This window comes from Streptomyces sp. NBC_01264 (assembly GCF_026340675.1).
Taxonomy (GTDB): domain Bacteria; phylum Actinomycetota; class Actinomycetes; order Streptomycetales; family Streptomycetaceae; genus Streptomyces.
Map to the genome: position 1 here is coordinate 1,029,089 of NZ_JAPEOX010000001.1, position 15,336 is coordinate 1,044,424.

Genomic DNA, 15,336 nt, shown 5'->3' on the forward strand with positions numbered 1-15,336 from the left:
CTCGCTCGACCGGCCGCCCGATGCGCCGGACGCTCGCCCGTCCGTCCGACCCGATCACCCAGGAGGCAGCCGTATGACGCGCGGATTCGATGTTGTGGAGACCTGTATCGCCGATCTGCGTGAGGCGCTGGAGAAGGGCGAGACCACCGCGGTCGGCCTGCTCGACGCCTACCTCGCGCGGATCGAGGCGTACGACCGGCCCGGTACGGCCACCGCTCTCAACGCGATGGTCGTGATGAACCCGGACGCCCGGGCAGATGCTGCGGCCTCCGACGCACGCCGCGCGCGGGGCGAGACGCTCGGCCCGCTGGACGGCATCCCGTACACCGCGAAGGACAGCTACCTCGCGAAGGGCCTGACGGCCGCCTCCGGCTCCCCCGCCTTCGAGCACCTCGTCGCCCAGCACGACGCCTTCGCCATCGAGCGCCTGCGCGCGGGCGGAGCCGTCCTCATCGGCCTGACCAACATGCCGCCGATGGCGAACGGCGGCATGCAGCGCGGCGTGTACGGCCGCGCGGAAAGCCCGTACAGCGCCGACTGGCTCACCAGCGCCTACGGCTCCGGCTCCTCCAACGGCTCCGGCACCGCGACAGCGGCGTCCTTCGGCGCGTTCGGCCTCGGCGAGGAGACCTGGTCCTCGGGCCGCGCCCCCGCCTCGAACAACGCGCTGTGCGCCTACACGCCCAGCCGCGGCGTGATCTCGGTCCGCGGCAACTGGCCCCTCGTACCGACCATGGACGTCGTCGTCCCGCACACCCGCACCATGGCCGACCTGCTCGAACTGCTCGACGTCATCGTGGCCGACGACCCGCAGACCCGCGGTGACCTCTGGCGCGCACAGCCCTGGGTCGCGGTTCCCCCGGCATCACAGGTTCGGCCCACCTCGTACCCGGCCCTCGCGCCCGCCGGCGCCCAGGCCGCGTCCGACGCGCTCTCCGGCAAGCGTGTCGGTGTGCCCGCGATGTACATCAACGCCGACCCCGACGCGGGAACCAACCCCGACGGAGGCATCGGCGGCCAGACCGGGCAGCGCGTCGACACGCGTCCCTCGGTCATCGCGCTGTGGGAGGCCGCCCGCCGCGACCTGGAGGCCGCCGGCGCCGAGGTGGTCGAGGTCGACTTCCCCGTCGTGTCGAACTACGAGTCCGACCGCCCCGGCGCGCCCTCGCTGCTCACCCGCGGACTGGTCAGCCGCGAGTTCCTCACCTTCGAGATCGAGGACCTGTCCGCCTGGGCGTGGGACGACTTCCTGCAGGCCAACGGCGACCCGGCGCTCTCCACCCTGGCCGAGGTCGACGCCACCCGGATCTGGCCCAAGCAAAATGGCGAACTGCCCGACCGCTACGAGGGCTTCGACGACACCATCGGCGACTACCCGCGCTTCGTGCGCGAGCGCCCGTACGCCTCCCTCACCGACATGCCGCACCTCGAACAGGGACTGCGCGGGCTCGAAGAGACGCGCCGGGTCGACCTGGAACTGTGGATGGACGGACTGGGTCTGGACGCGGTCGTCTTCCCCGCCGTCGCGGACGTCGGCCCCGCCGACATGGACGTCTCCGTGGCCTCCGCCGACCTCGGCTGGCGCAACGGCGCCTGGGTCGCCAACGGCAACCTGGTCCCCCGCCACCTCGGCATCCCGACCGTGACCGTACCCATGGGCGCCATGGCGGACACCGGCATGCCCGTCGGACTGACCTTCGCAGGCCGCGCCTACGACGACAACACCCTGCTGACCCTCGCCGCGGCCTTCGAGAAGACCGGCAGCCGACGCACGGAACCGCCCCGTACGCCGCGACTGTCGGCGGAGTGACCTGACAAGGAGGGGTGCACCGCCGGGGATCCGTCCCTTGCGGGCCCCCCTCCGTGGGCCCCCCTCCGGCTCGTCGCGTGACGTTGGGATCCCCGGCGGTGGAACGAGCAGGAACCTACTGGTCGTCATGACGCCGGCGGCCCTGCCCAGCCTGATGGTCGTGCCGTCCTGACGGCGGCACGGTGCATTGCGTCAGGACTCCGTGAACGGGGCGTCAGGAACCGTCCCTTCGGTCTGCGGCGCGTCGAGGCGGAAGCGCAGCCGGCAGATCGCGGCGTCGGTGTCGCGGCGGACGGCGTGGGCGACGACGGATCCGCGCTGGTTCTGGAGGATCCGCTGCCACAGGTGGGCGGGTTCGGTCTCCGGGATGAGCACGGTGACCTGGGCGTCCGGGTGGGTCCGGGCGAGCTTGCGGACGTACGCCGATATCGGACGGCCCAACGCGCGCTTCTCCGAGGCGAGTTCGATGAGTTCCACGCCGGGGTTCCACAGCTCCCAGTCCCGACGGAGGGCGTCGGCCGACTGCCGGTCCTCCTCCGTGCGGTGGGTGACGGTGACCGCCAGGACTTCGTCGCCGAGCGAACGGGCCGCGGTGAGGGCCTGGCAGGTCAGGCGGGACAGCCCCGAGACGGGAACCACGACCAGCGAGTGTGCCCGGTGCGGCGGCTGCGGGACACGGCCCAGTTCGAGGCGTTCGCCGATCTCGGCGTAGGCCCGGTGGACCTTCTCGAAGCCGAGGACGATCAGCGGGAGGGCCAGGACGATCAGCCAGGCGCCCTCGGTGAACTTGGTGGCGGTGACGACCATCGCGGAAACGCCGGTCAGAAGGGCGCCGAAGCCGTTGAGCGCCGCCTTCGTCTGCCAGCCCTTGGGGCGCTCGCCGTACCAGTGCAGGACCATGCCGACCTGGCAGATGGTGAAGCCGACGAAGACGCCGATGGCGAAGAGCGGGACGAGGGTGTTGGTGTCGCCGCCGGAGAAGACGAGGAGTACGGCCGAGACGAGCGCCAGCCAGACCACGCCGTGGCGGTGGACCTGACGGTCGGCCTTGAGGGCGAAGAAGTGCGGCATGTGGTTGTCGCGGGCCAGCAGGCTCATCAGCACCGGGAGGCCGCCGAAGGAGGTGTTCGCGGCGAGCGCGAGGAGCACCATGGTGGCGAACTGAACCACGTAGAAAGCCGCGTTGTGACCGAAGGAGGCGTCCGCGAGCTGAGCGAGGACGGTCACGCCCTCCACCGGCTGGAGGTGGAAGCGGCCGATGAGGATCGACAGGCTGATCAGCATCACGCCGAGCAAGGCGCCGAGGGCGACCTCGGTGCGCTGGGCCCGCCGGGCGGCCGGGGCCCGGAAGGACGGGACGGCGTTGGCGACGGCCTCGACTCCGGTCAGTGCCGAGCAGCCGGCGGCGAAGGCCTTCAGCAGCAGGAGCGCGCCGACCGTGGTGGCACCCTCACCGAGCGCGGAGGCGTGCCCGGCGGCGGAGGCGGTGCTGACCGGGCCGTCGCGGAAGAGCCCGACGGTAATCATCGCGAGGATCGAGCCGACGAAGAGCGCGGTCGGCACGAGGAAGGCCTTGGCGGAGTCGACGACCCCGCGCAGGTTCACGCCGGTGACCAGAACCAGGACGGCGAGGCAGATCCAGACCCGCTGACCGTGCAGGCCCGGGAAGGCCGAGGTCAGGGCGGCCACGCCCGCGGTGACGGAGACCGCGACGTTCAGCACGTAGTCGAGGATCAGCGAGGCCGCGGCGACCAGGCTCGTACGCCGGCCCAGATGCCGCTTGGCGACGGCGTAGGAACCGCCGCCATCGGGGAACGCGGCGATCACCTGCCGGTACGAGGCGACCAGTACGGCAAGGAGCGCGGCGATCGCCAAGGTGACGGGAAGGGTGAAACCGAGCCCGTACGCGCCGGCCGCGGCCAGTACGAGCACGATCGACTCGGGGCCGTACGCGACGGAGGCCATCGCGTCGAGCGACAGCGCGGCGAGGCCCTGCACGGCGGTCAGCTTGTGCCGGTCCCCGGCCACCGTCGCGCCGGTATCAGGGGGCTCCTCCTGGCCCGGCCCCTGAGCTGCCGCGGTCGCTTTTCCTACCTGTATGGCCATGTCGCCGTTCCCTCCGAATGAGCAAAGTGAGAACAGCGTCGAAGTCGTACGGGGCGGCCGCCAGCACTCTTGGCGTGATCCATACGGCCACCCCGCCACTCTTCACGCGATCCATATGCGACGGGGCACGGTCTTCGGTCTGCCCCCGCGGGCGCCGGAGTCGGGCTCGGCCCGGCGGTCACACGTCCCAGGTGACCGGGAGGCTCTTCACCCCGTAGATGTCCGCTGTCTCCGGGCGCAGCGCAACCTTCTCGGCCGGTACGGCCAGGCGCAGCGTCGGGAAGCGGCCCAGCAGCGCGGAGAACGCGACGCGCATCTCGACACGGGCCAGCTGCGCACCGAGGCACAGGTGGATGCCGTGCCCGAAGGCCAGGTGCCCGCCGGAGTCCCTGCCGAGGTCGAGCGTGTGGGGATCCGCGTAGCGCTCGGGGTCACGGTTGGCGGTGTTGTACGACAGGACCACCGTCGTGCCGGCCTCGATGGTCTGGCCGCCCACCTCGACGTCCTCCAATGCCGTCCTCATGAAGGACTTGGCGACGCTCAGATACCGCAGCAGCTCCTCGACGGCCTGGTCCACGAGCGCGGGATCGGCGCGCAGGGCCGCCAGTTGCTCCGGATTCTCCAGCAGCGCGAAGGCCCCGAGGGCCAGCATGTTCGCGGTGGTGTCGAATCCGGCGGCCAGCAGGATCAGGCTGATCCCCTGCAGCTCCTCATCGGTCAGGTCGCTGTCGGTGAGTTCGCTGAGCACGTCGTCGGTGGGGTTCGCGCGCTTCGCGGCCACCAGCTTCGCGAGGTAGTCCTGCGTCGCGGTGTAGGCCGCCAACAGCTCCTCGTCGCCGGTCTCCCCGTTCATGAACTTGTCGATCTGCTCCTGGAACGAGGCCCGGTCCTCGTACGGCACTCCCAGCAGCTCACAGATGATGATGGTGGGGATGGGCTTGGCGAACGCGGTCACCAGGTCCACCGCCGGCCCGGTCTCCTCCATGGCGTCCAGACAGTCGTCGGTGATCTCCTCTATGCGCTCGGTCAGCAGCCGCATCCGCCGCGCGGTGAACTTGCCCACCAGAAGCTTCCGGTAGCGCCCGTGCTGCGGCTCGTCCATGAGGAGGAACTCCCCGGGCGGCGCCGGAGGGATCTCGAAGTCGACCACGTTCAGCAGCTCCTTGCGCGAGCTGAACCGCGGGTCGGCCAGGACCGACCGGACCAGGTCGTATCCGGTGATCATCCAGCCGGGTTTCCCGCCGGGGTGGGTGTAGCGGCTGATCGAACCGTGCCTGCGGGCTTCGATCAGTTCTGCCGGCGGGTCGAAGGGACAACCGGGCTGACGCTCCGTCGGCAGCGTCGTGACCGTGTGGAGGGACTCATCCATGACCATTCCTCAGCTCGCGATAGTGCGTGTTTGACGTTTCTCGAACGCTACGTCGCATTCGAAGCGACTTCAATCCGCATGAAGGCATAACTGCAGGTGGATGGTGCCAAATTGATGCAATGACGCTGAGCTCGAACGCAACGCACTGTTGCACTGACCGGCGAACGAAAGCAATACCGGCGCGCCTTCCTGGGGCGGATGTGGTGTCCGCACCCCTGGACGGGAACGGGAAGAGCAGCCTGCAGCGAGAGGGTCAACGTCAAGCCGCCTCCCGGAGTGTCCTCGGGGGTGAGCGTGCCGCCCATCGCCTCGGCGAGACCTCGGGAGAGCGCGAGGAAGAGGGCTCCGCCTCATGGTGTGCGTCTTCCTTCCGGCCCTCCTCTGCGCACCGGGCGCCGCCGCGGCCGTCATGCACGACAGGTCCTGGACCGTGAGCAACTACTGGAGCCTCGGCGACCTGGGCGACGACCTCGCGTGCGTCACCCGCCGGCCCGACGTGCCCCTGGACCGGCAGGAACCCGGATTCCGGCGGCTGTTCACGATGAGCCACCACCGCAACGTGGCCACGGTCCCCACCGCGTCCCTGGACATCGCGGAGCAGTGCCGGACCGCCCGGGGGGGGGCCGCACTCCGCACTTCGTCTCCGTCGGCTTCCACCGCCTGTCCGACGGCAGCGGACACGCCCCCGCCTCGATCGTCGCGGAACTCGACAAAGGCCCCTGAGGAGCGGCGGCGACCGGACCGCGGGCCGCGAACCCGTCACCCGCCGGACCCTCGCCCTACGGACTGAGCTTTGCCGGGCCGGGCCACGACCTGGGTCGGCCGTTGCCCGGCCGGCCGGGCAACGGAGCCGCCCTACACCGTGCGGCCGACTCGCCGTCCTCCCAAAGGACCAACGGAGCGCGTCCCCGGAGCGCCTGCGTGCCTCCGGGGGGGCCGCCTCGTTCCATGGGACGTCTCCCCCCACCGGAACGGCTGCTCCATGACCTTCACACCGCACTCCCGGCTCACCCGCAGGGCTCTGGTATCCGCCGCGCTCGCGGTCGGAGCCGCCTCCATCCTGCCCACCGCCGCTGCCTCCCCGGCCAGGGCCTCCACCCGTCCCTGGGCATTCCAGCGCCGCGACGGCCAACCGGCGCCCGAGATCATCGGCTGCGCCGGCTGGGGCGCCCGCGAGGCGTCCGAACAAGTCGTACTGCTCGCCTCGCGGCCCGAGAAGATCATCATCCACCACACGGCCACGGCCAACGTCACGGACTACTCGCGGGAGCGGGCCCTCAGCCTCGCCCGTGCCATCCAGACGTACCACATGGACATGCAGGGCTGGATCGACACCGGCCAGCACTTCACCATCAGCAGGGGTGCCTTCGTCCTCGAGGGGCGGCACCACAGCCTCGCCGCGCTGGACGCCGGGGCCCGGACGGTACGGGGCGCCCACTGCGTCGGGCAGAACAACGTAGCCATCGGCATCGAGAACGAGGGCACCTACATGACGGTGCAGCCTCCGCCGGCGCAGTTCTCCGTCCTCGCCGACCTGTGCGCCCGCGTGTGCCGCCAGTACGACGTGCCGGCCTCCGAGATCTACGGGCACCGGGACTTCAACAGCACCGCGTGTCCCGGTGACACGCTCTACGCACTGCTGCCGAAGCTGCGCGAGGACGTCGCCCGGCGACTCGGAAGCGCCGAGCCCGTGTCGCTGCCGCGCCGGCCCGAACACCCTCCTCTCGACTGGCCCACCGACCCGGCGGCGGTGGCCGACGCCCACTCGGAGTACCTCCCGGAAGGCCTGCTGGGGTCTCTGCGCCACGGCTGACACACACGCCGCCGAGGCCGCTCCCGCCCGTGGTCTCGTGCCGCCGGGTGCGCCGCACGGCCGGCAGCACGTGGTCGTGCCGGCCGTGCGGTACGGCAGCCCGCGCGGGGCCCGGTGCCGCTACGGGGCCGCGGGGATCAAGACGGGCTGGCCCGTGATGACGAGGGTGAAAACGCGTCCGGGGGGGACCAGCAGGGCCCGCAGGTCCGGCTACTCCCTGGGGTCCGGCGGGCCCGGCTGATCCCGGGGTGCCGGCCGGGCCGGGGACCCCCGGAGCGCCCTGGGTTCCCGGAGGACCTGGGGACCCGGCCGGTCCGGAAGGTCCGGGGGCTCCAGCCGGTCCGGGGGGCCGGGAGGTCCGGGGGGAAACGGAGGCTCTCCGTGGTGGGGCTCGCACGACTCCTCCCATGGCCGCCCCTCGGCGCATTCGTCGTGCTGCGGAGGCGGATCCACCGTCAGGTACTGCGCGTCCGCCGGGTCCTGCGGGGTGGCGGCGGCTGCGGGCGCCGCGAGGGCGAGCGAGACAACGGCTCCGGCGACCCATCCGGTCCGGCGTGGCGGACCGCTCCGCCGCGTTGCTGCTGTGCTTTCAGACGGCATGCACGTGCTCCTGATCATTGTCCGCTGGAAGTGGCCCCGGGGCCCGTGGGCAGTCGGCGGCTGCCTTCGGGTCGTCGCGAGGCCGTCATGGCGTGGCACAGACGGCATACGGGGTGAGGGTGACGTCGTCCCGCGTCCTGTTCTGCCCGTTCACCTCCCAGTCGTTGGTGCCGGGTACCGGCCTGCTGACGAGCTGGTCCGGTGCGGGGCCGGTGGATCCGAAGCCGCCGCCCGTCAGCACGCTGCCGGCCGGGCAGGACACCTTCGAGGTCCCCGGCACCGAGCCCAGGTCGATTCCGATGAGCCCGCCTCCGGGGCTGTCGATGGTCGCGGAGACGGAGTTGGTGGCGAGGTCGATGACGGATACCCCGTGCGCGCCGTTGGGGTGGCTGACGTACAGCCGGGCTCCGGTGGGGGAAACCGCCATTTCCGCGGGATCCAGGGGTGGTGGGGATCGAAGTGACGACGGTGTTCGTGGCGGCATCGATGACCGCCACCCGGGCGTTGTTCCGGTCGGCGACGTAGACGCGCCTTCCGTCCAGCGAGACCTCCACGCCGTCCACCCCCTGGTTGACCGGAATCGGCACCACGACCGTGTTGGTGGCGGAGTCGATGACCGATACCTCGCCCGAGGTGTTCTCGGTGACGTAGACACGTGCGCCGCTCGGCGAGATGGCCACCTTTCGCGGTGCGCTCGGTCCGACGTCCACCGTCGTGATGAGCGTCATGGTGGCGGCGTCGATCACTGCCACCACCGCTGCGCCCCGGTAGGCGACGTAGTGGCGCTTCCCGTCCGGGGACACCACCACCCCGTTCGGGAGCGTGTCCGCCCCCGTCTCGAGGGTGCCCACGATGACATTGGTGGCGGTGTTGATCGCCACCACGCGGTTGGCCGGTCCGTTCCCCTCCACGGTGACATAGGCGCAACTGTCGTCCGGCGAGATGACCACGCTCTCCGGAGTGCCGTTCCCCGTGGGGATTTCGGCCACCACGGTGTTGGTGAGAGCGTCGATCGCCGACACGGCGCGCGAGTCCCGCTCCGTCACGTAGACCTTCTTGCCGTTCCGGCTGGCGGCGACCTGCACGGGCCCGCTGAACGCTCCGGTGTCGATGCTCGCCACGAGGGCGTTGGTGACGGTGTCGAACACCCGGACCTTGCCCGGGCCCGTGTTGGCGACGTATGCGTACGTGCCGGGTGCGGCAGGAGCCGCCAGGGCGACGGACGGCGTCAGAACGGCTGCGGCAGCGAGTACCGCACACGATGCCTTCCGAACGCCGTGCCTCGACACGTACCCCCGGACGCCCCCACATGCGGATTCCCGCGGACAGCGAAGTGCTGCATGGATCCTCCTCGAACGACCCGATCAGGGGGTGTCCCTGTTCAAGCTGCGAGGAACGTTGTACGCGTAGTTATATCTGACTATCAATCACGACATGTCCGCAATGCTCCAAATATTCCAATCCGGCCTACCTTCGAAGCAAGGCCAACAGCCAGGCCCGACGCCGAGCGCGAATCGAGCTCCGAAGTGCGAGCCCAGCCAAGTTCACGCTCGCCACCCCTCGCTTTTGTTCCACAATCCATACGATGATTGCGCAACAACGAGGCGGCAGCGTCGCATCTTGCCTGCTTCACCCCTGGCGCCGGAGCCGGCCCGAACCCCCGAAGGGAATGCAGTCGTGTCGCAAGCCCACACAGCGAGGGACTGGATCACAGCGAACCTCGCGGATCTGATCGCACTGCACGACGTACCCGGCGCCCAGGTCGCCGTACTGGTGGACGGCGAGGTCGTCGATGTGGCGGCCGGTGTGGTGAACAAGGCCACCGGGGTCCCCGCGACCGACAAGGCGGTCTTCCAGATCGGATCGATCACCAAGGTCTGGACGGCCACTTTGGTGCAGCAGCTGGTGAACGAAGGGCTCCTCGATCTGGACCGGCCCGTACGGGAGTACCTGCCGGAGTTCGCGGCCGACGACGACGAAGGCGCCTCCGCCGCCATCACCACCCGGCAGCTGCTGTCCCATACCTGCGGCCTCGAAGGCGACCGCTTCACCGACACCGGGACGAACGACGACGCGATCGAGCGCTACGTCGGCACGCTGGCCGACGCCGTCCAGCTGTTCCCTCCCGGCGAGCGGTTCTCGTACTGCAACAGCGGCTTCGTCCTGCTCGGCAGGATCGTCGAAGTCCTGCGCCGCGAGCCCTACAACGCCGCGCTGCGCCGCCACTTGATCGCGCCGCTCGGCCTCTCCCATGTCTCCACGCACGCCGGTGAGGCCGTCCTGCAGCTCGCCGCCATCGGCCACATCGGGCCGGACGTCCGTCCCGCCCCCGTATACGGGCTCCCGGCTTCCGCCGCGCCCGCCGGTGCCACGCTGGCGATGTCGGCGCGCAGCTTGCTCGGGTTCGTACGGATGCACCTGACCGACCCGGCCTTCGACGCCATGCGCGAGCCCCAGGTGCCCGTACCGGGGCTGGCGGCTCTGGGCGACCACTGGGGACTGGGGTGGATGCTCTGGGAGTGCCCCGGCGGTTCGGTCATTGGGCACGACGGCGGGACGATCGGGCAGTACGCCTTCCTGCGGATCGTCCCGGCGGCCGGCGTGGCCGTCGTGGTGCTCACCAACGGCGGCAACGCCCCCGCCCTCTTCCGGGCGGTGGGAGGCCACCTGCTGCGCGAACTCGCCGGTGTGCAGCTGCCCGAGCCGCCCCGGGTCCCCTCCGAACCGGCACCGATCGATGCACGTCGCGCCGCCGGCTCCTACCGCGACGCACTGGTCGACCTCGATCTCGCCGTGCACGACGACGGCTCCGCCTCACTCACCACCACCCCGCGGACGGCCGAGTCCCGGCTGCTCTTCGGCGACGGCCGGACAGCCCGTTTGGTCCGGCTGGACGAGGACCGTCTGATCGCGGTCGAGGAGCGCGCGGGCCGCCACGAGGTCTACGCACTGGCCGGCGCCGACTCCGAAGGACGGGCGCTCTACCTGCACAGCGGACGCGCCGCGCTGCGGACCGGGGCGTGACCGAGGCTTCTCCCGTCCTCCGCCCGCCCCGCACCGCACCGCGCCGTGCCACGAAGAAGCGAGATGAGAGATCGTCGTGCCCGCACCCCAGACGTACCCGCCCCCGGCCGGCCACGCCGCCGCCCCCGCGCCGCCCGTCCGCCGGCGCCTGCCGCACTGGTCCGACATCGCCCCGCTGCTCAACCCGCGCCTGCCCGAGGTCAATCCGACGCGCCGGCGACTGGGCCGGGCATACACCCTCGCGGACCTGCGGACCATCGCCCGGCAGCGGACACCGCGCTCGGTGTTCGACTACGTCGACGGAGCCGCCGAGGAGGAGGTGTCGCTCAGGAAGGCGCGGAACGCCTTCCTGGCGCTCGAGTTCCGCCCCCGGGTGCTGCGCGACGTGTCCGAGGTGACCACCGGCCGGCGGATCCTCGGCACGGCCTCGGCCCTGCCCTTGGTGCTCGCGCCCACCGGCTTCACCCGGATGATGCACCACGCGGGCGAGTCCGCGGTCGTCCGGGCCGCCGCTCGGGCCGGAGTTCCGTACACGCTGTCCACGATGGGGACCACCTCGATCGAGGAAGTGACGGCCGCCGCGCCGGAGGCACGGCGCTGGTTCCAGCTCTACCTGTGGCGTGACCGGGCCGCCAGCCGGGATCTGATCGAACGCGCCCGCGCGGCCGGGTACGACACGCTGGTGCTCACCGTCGACACCCCGGTGGCCGGATCGCGGCTTCGGGACGTTCGCAACGGCATGACCGTTCCGCCGATGCTCGGCGTGCGCACCCTGGCCGACATGGCCCGTCACCCGGCGTGGTGGATCAACCTGCTCGCCACCGGGCCCCTCGAATTCGCCTCCCTGCGGAACTGGAAGGGCACCGTCGCCGACCTCGTCAACCACATGTTCCACCCTTCGGTGACGATGGACGACCTGGACTGGCTGCGCTCGCAGTGGGACGGAAAGCTGGTGGTGAAGGGGATCCAGCACGTCGACGACGCCCGCGCGGTGGTCGACGCGGGCGCGGACGGCATCGTCGTCTCCCATCACGGCGGCCGCCAGCTCGACCAGGCCCCGCTCCCCCTCACCCTGCTTCCCGCGTGCGTCGCCGCCGTCGGGGACGAGGCCGAGGTCTTCCTCGACTCCGGGGTGCTGCGCGGATCGGACGTCGTCGCCGCGGTGGCCCTGGGCGCCACGGCAGTGCTCGTGGGCCGCGCCTACCTCTACGGGCTCATGGCAGGCGGCGAACGCGGCGTGGACCGCGCGCTGGAGATCCTCGCCGCCGAGACCCGGCGGAGCCTCTGCCTGCTCGGTGCCCCGTCACCGGACCACCTCGTGCCCGCACACGTTTCGCTCGGACCCCGCCACCACCTCCGGTGCGGCACGCACCAGTAAGGACACCCAGCCATGCCCCGCACCCCGGCTCCAGAACAGTGCGCCGAACTCACCCCCACCTCATCACCCTTGCCCGAACTGGACGCGGACGTCGTCGTGGTGACCGCGGGAACCGATGCCTCCGGAGCACTCGCGCTCGCCGAGGACGCGCTGGTGATCGACCGGGCCTCCGGGGGCGCCTTGCGGGCGGCACTGGAGCGCGGCGGGTACCGCGCCGTCTGGGCCGCACAGCGGTTCGTCAACCTGCCCGGCACCCCCTTCGGTTCGGTGCTCGTGGTCGGAACGGGCCCGGAGAACGGCCGGGAGACCGGCCCGGTGGGCGGTGATCCGGATGCTCCGCGCGTCACCCTGCGGGAACGGCGCCATGCGCTCGCGGCCGGGTTGGCCGGTCTGACCGGTGGACGCGTCGCCGTATCCTCGGGGGGCGCCTGGGACGCGCTCCTCGTCGAGGCAGCGGCCCTGGCCACCTACCGCTACGACCGGTACAGCGAGCGGCCGCGACCCGCCGAACTCCTGGTGAGCTGCGCACGGCTGCCCCACGAGGAAGACCTCGCGGAGCTCTCGTCGCGACTGCGTTCGGTGTGCTTCGCCCGGGACTGGGTCAACCTGCCCGGTGGGCACAAGCGCCCGGAGGCCAGTACCGCGCTCCTGCTCGAAGAGGCCGGCCGCTCCGGGGTCGAGGCGCGGGTGTGGACCGCCGAGGAGCTCACCGCGTTGGGCGCCGGGGGCCTCGTGGGGGTCGGTCAGGGCTCGGCCGAACCGGCCCGGCTCGTGCGCCTCACCGCCCACGGCACCGACGGGGGTCCTCCCCTGGTTCTGATCGGCAAGGGGCTCACGTACGACGCCGGGGGCGTCAACCTCAAGACCACCTGGCTGGAACACATGAAGCTCGACATGGGCGGGGCGGCCGCCTGCGCGGGCGCGGTGTTCCGCTCCGGCCGCCGACCGCGCGGACGCACCGTGGTGGCCTGGATCGCTCTCGCCGAGAACGTGATGTCGGCGACCTCGTACCTCACCGGCGACGTCCTGCGCATGCACGCGGGCACGAGCGTCGAGGTGACCAACACCGACGCCGAAGGGCGCCTGGCACTGGCCGACGCGATGAGCATCGCCGACACCGGGGACGCCGCGGCGCTCCTCACCGTCGCCCCCCCCTGACCGGTTCGGCGATCATGAGCCTCGGCCCCCGCACCGCCGCCGTCCACTCCACCGACGACCGGCTCAGCGCCCGGCTGCTCGACGCCGCGGCCTCGGCGGGGGAAAGTGCCTGGCGGCTGCCCCACCTGCCCTACCTGGCCGAATCCCTTCGCTCGCACATCGCCGACCTGTCCAACGTCGGCACCCCTCAGGGGCAGTCCATGGTGGCCGCGGAATTCCTGCGGCACTTCGCACCGGTCGGCGTGCCCTACCTGCACGTCGACCTGGCGGGTCCCGCCTACAACATGGGCGAGCCCTACGACGGCGTCCCCGCCGGGGGCACCGGCTACGGTGTGCGCACCCTCATCGAGCTCATGGACCGCCTGTGAGTCGACCGACCTCACCGGCCTATGGCCGACGACTGCCGCTCAGCGCCCGAGGAGGCGTGCACCCTCCTCGGCGCGGCGCAGCGTGGCGAGCAGCGCCGCCCGGCCCGTGCAGTCGATGTCCTCGATCAGGGCGTCGGCCGCGGCCTGCCCGCCCAGCCGGAGCTTCTCGATCAGGTCGCGGTGGATCGCGGCGAGGCTCACGGCGTCGAAGTCCGGCCTGACGAAGGTGAGGAGCAGCCGGACCTCGTCCTCGCAGCGCTGATAGCTCTCCAGCACGTGCTGGTTGCCCGCTGCCGCGACGATGGCCCGGTGAATGGCGCTGTGCACGCTGGTGAGTTCGCGCCACGAGGGCCCCGGCGAGGGGCGCGCGGCGAGGGCCTCCAGGCGCTCCACCTCCACGAGGACCTGCCCCAGGTCCGCATCCGCTTCCAGCACCATGCGCAGCGCGCCGAGTTCGAGCACCTTGCGGTAGTCGAAGACCTCGTCGATGCGCTGCTTGCTCAGGGGCGCGACGACGGCCCCCCGATGGCGTTCGTGCACGAGCAGACCTCGGTCCACCAGCAGCCGCAGCGCCGTGCGGATCGTGTGCCGCCCGACGTCGAAGCGCTCCGCCAGGTCCTCCTCGCGAAAGCGCGTGCCGACCGGATGGGCCCCGTCGAGCAGTTCACCGCGCAATGCCCCGGCGATCCGCTCGGGCGCCGCCTGTGCGCCGCTCGTACGGGCGGATGGGCCGGCCATGGCTCCCCTTTGTCCGACGGGACCGACTCACTGCCGGCCGACCAACCACACTACACCTCGAAATTGTGCAACAATCTCACATAGATTGATGCACAATGCATCCCTGGCGTGTCACGCCCGCTCCCTTCCCCACCGTTGTCGCACGTCCGACGTCGAGGAGCCCCATGGAGATCAACAACGTCCAACTGCACGGGGTGGGACACCCCGTACTGCTCCTGCCCGGCGGAGCCGAATCCGGCGACGGCTTCTTCCCGGGCCTGATCGAGGGCCTCACCGCCGATCCCGGCTGCCAGGTGATCGTCTACGACCGCCCGGGCACCGGCACCTCCCCCGCCGACGGCGCGCTCGCCGACGCGGCCTCGCACCTGAGCAGCCTCATCGACCGCCTGGGCTGTGGTCCGGTCGTGGCAGTGCGCCAGAGCCTCGGCGGCGCCGTGGCCGTCCTCCTCGCCCGCGACCACCCGCACAACGTCGCCGGCCTGGTCCTGCTCGATCCCACACCCCTCAACGACCCGCGCACGTGCGCGAGGCTGGAACGCACCACGCGCCTCCTTGCGGGAGCCGCGGCCGTTCCCGGCGTGCACTCCCTGCTCTCTGCGGCGGTACGGGCCACCGCCGCCCGGGTCGCACGCCGGAGCACGCTGCGACCCGATTGCGCGGCCGCCCTCGCACGCACCGCCCGCCTCGACGTACCCACCCTGGCCCGGGCCGTCCGAGGCATCACCGCCCTCTCCCGGGACCTGCGCGAAACCGACCTCCCCCGCATCCCCGCCGTGGTCGTCACCGCCGACCGCACACCGCGGAGCCGTGTCCGCCGCGCCCACGCACGGCTCGCGCAGGCCTTCGGCGCCCCACTCGTGAGCTGGCCCGGAGCCACGCACAGCGTGCACCTCGACCACCCCGACGAAACCCTCGCCACCGTCCGTACGCTGCTCACCCCCACCGGACCTCCGACGGGCCCCTGACTGTCGT

General features: G+C 71.5%; 11 protein-coding genes and 1 pseudogene. 7 read left to right on the forward strand and 5 right to left on the reverse strand.

Features of this window, described 5'->3' with window-relative positions; translation table 11 throughout:
* The first annotated feature begins 73 nt into the window (after nt 1-73).
* On the forward strand, nt 74-1,810 hold the full coding sequence (locus tag OG435_RS04645; RefSeq protein WP_266875455.1) for an amidase: 1,737 nt from the start codon (nt 74-76) through the stop codon (nt 1,808-1,810).
* A 192-nt stretch (nt 1,811-2,002) separates the two neighbouring features.
* On the opposite strand, the gene OG435_RS04650 is transcribed toward OG435_RS04645, so the two are convergent.
* Together OG435_RS04650 and OG435_RS04655 are read right to left on the reverse strand one after the other, a co-directional pair.
* Nucleotides 2,003-3,916 (reverse strand): APC family permease, encoded by a 1,914-nt coding sequence (locus OG435_RS04650; protein ID WP_266875456.1) that lies wholly within the window; start codon nt 3,914-3,916, stop codon nt 2,003-2,005.
* A 178-nt stretch (nt 3,917-4,094) separates the two neighbouring features.
* Nucleotides 4,095-5,285, reverse strand: coding sequence for a cytochrome P450 (locus tag OG435_RS04655; RefSeq protein WP_266875457.1), 1,191 nt, complete (start codon nt 5,283-5,285; stop codon nt 4,095-4,097).
* A 982-nt stretch (nt 5,286-6,267) separates the two neighbouring features.
* Between OG435_RS04655 and OG435_RS04660 the strand changes: the two genes are divergently transcribed.
* Nucleotides 6,268-7,098 carry a peptidoglycan recognition protein family protein gene (locus OG435_RS04660; RefSeq protein WP_266875458.1) on the forward strand — a complete coding sequence of 277 codons (831 nt, stop codon included), beginning with the start codon at nt 6,268-6,270 and terminating at the stop codon, nt 7,096-7,098.
* A gap of 685 nt (nt 7,099-7,783) precedes the next feature.
* Here OG435_RS04660 and OG435_RS04665 read toward each other — a convergent pair.
* A complete protein-coding gene (locus OG435_RS04665; RefSeq protein WP_266875459.1) occupies nt 7,784-8,125 on the reverse strand; it encodes a hypothetical protein in 342 nt (113 codons plus the stop codon).
* Nucleotides 8,126-8,156: 31 nt separating this feature from the next.
* Nucleotides 8,157-8,987 (reverse strand): annotated as a pseudogene (locus tag OG435_RS50340) (beta-propeller fold lactonase family protein); the annotation flags it as partial.
* Between the two features lie 388 nt (nt 8,988-9,375).
* On the opposite strand from OG435_RS50340, the gene OG435_RS04670 reads away from it, so the two are divergent.
* The 4 genes from OG435_RS04670 (at nt 9,376) to OG435_RS04685 (ending at nt 13,626) form a co-directional block, all read left to right on the forward strand.
* Entirely contained in the window at nt 9,376-10,722 is a 1,347-nt protein-coding gene (locus tag OG435_RS04670) for a serine hydrolase domain-containing protein (protein ID WP_266875460.1), read from the forward strand.
* A gap of 76 nt (nt 10,723-10,798) precedes the next feature.
* Entirely contained in the window at nt 10,799-12,100 is a 1,302-nt protein-coding gene (locus OG435_RS04675) for an alpha-hydroxy acid oxidase (RefSeq protein ID WP_266875461.1), read from the forward strand.
* A gap of 12 nt (nt 12,101-12,112) precedes the next feature.
* A complete protein-coding gene (locus OG435_RS04680) occupies nt 12,113-13,258 on the forward strand; it encodes a M17 family peptidase N-terminal domain-containing protein (protein WP_266875462.1) in 1,146 nt (381 codons plus the stop codon).
* Nucleotides 13,259-13,272: 14 nt separating this feature from the next.
* On the forward strand, nt 13,273-13,626 hold the full coding sequence (locus OG435_RS04685; protein WP_266875463.1) for a hypothetical protein: 354 nt from the start codon (nt 13,273-13,275) through the stop codon (nt 13,624-13,626).
* 39 nt (nt 13,627-13,665) lie between these two features.
* Here OG435_RS04685 and OG435_RS04690 read toward each other — a convergent pair whose 3' ends face one another.
* Nucleotides 13,666-14,364, reverse strand: a complete 699-nt coding sequence (locus tag OG435_RS04690) for a GntR family transcriptional regulator (protein WP_266875464.1) — start codon at nt 14,362-14,364, stop codon at nt 13,666-13,668.
* Nucleotides 14,365-14,528: 164 nt separating this feature from the next.
* Between OG435_RS04690 and OG435_RS04695 the strand changes: the two genes are divergently transcribed.
* Nucleotides 14,529-15,329, forward strand: a complete 801-nt coding sequence (locus OG435_RS04695) for an alpha/beta fold hydrolase (protein WP_266875466.1) — start codon at nt 14,529-14,531, stop codon at nt 15,327-15,329.
* Nucleotides 15,330-15,336: the final 7 nt, after the last annotated feature.

Coding starts and splice junctions, on each gene's coding strand:
- OG435_RS04645 (WP_266875455.1), top strand. CDS start 74: ATGACGCGCGGATTCGATGTTGTGGAGACCTGTATCGCCGATCTGCGT.
- OG435_RS04650 (WP_266875456.1), bottom strand. CDS start 3,916: ATGGCCATACAGGTAGGAAAAGCGACCGCGGCAGCTCAGGGGCCGGGC.
- OG435_RS04655 (WP_266875457.1), bottom strand. CDS start 5,285: ATGGATGAGTCCCTCCACACGGTCACGACGCTGCCGACGGAGCGTCAG.
- OG435_RS04660 (WP_266875458.1), top strand. CDS start 6,268: ATGACCTTCACACCGCACTCCCGGCTCACCCGCAGGGCTCTGGTATCC.
- OG435_RS04665 (WP_266875459.1), bottom strand. CDS start 8,125: ATGGCGGTTTCCCCCACCGGAGCCCGGCTGTACGTCAGCCACCCCAAC.
- OG435_RS04680 (WP_266875462.1), top strand. CDS start 12,113: ATGCCCCGCACCCCGGCTCCAGAACAGTGCGCCGAACTCACCCCCACC.
- OG435_RS04685 (WP_266875463.1), top strand. CDS start 13,273: ATGAGCCTCGGCCCCCGCACCGCCGCCGTCCACTCCACCGACGACCGG.
- OG435_RS04690 (WP_266875464.1), bottom strand. CDS start 14,364: ATGGCCGGCCCATCCGCCCGTACGAGCGGCGCACAGGCGGCGCCCGAG.
- OG435_RS04695 (WP_266875466.1), top strand. CDS start 14,529: ATGGAGATCAACAACGTCCAACTGCACGGGGTGGGACACCCCGTACTG.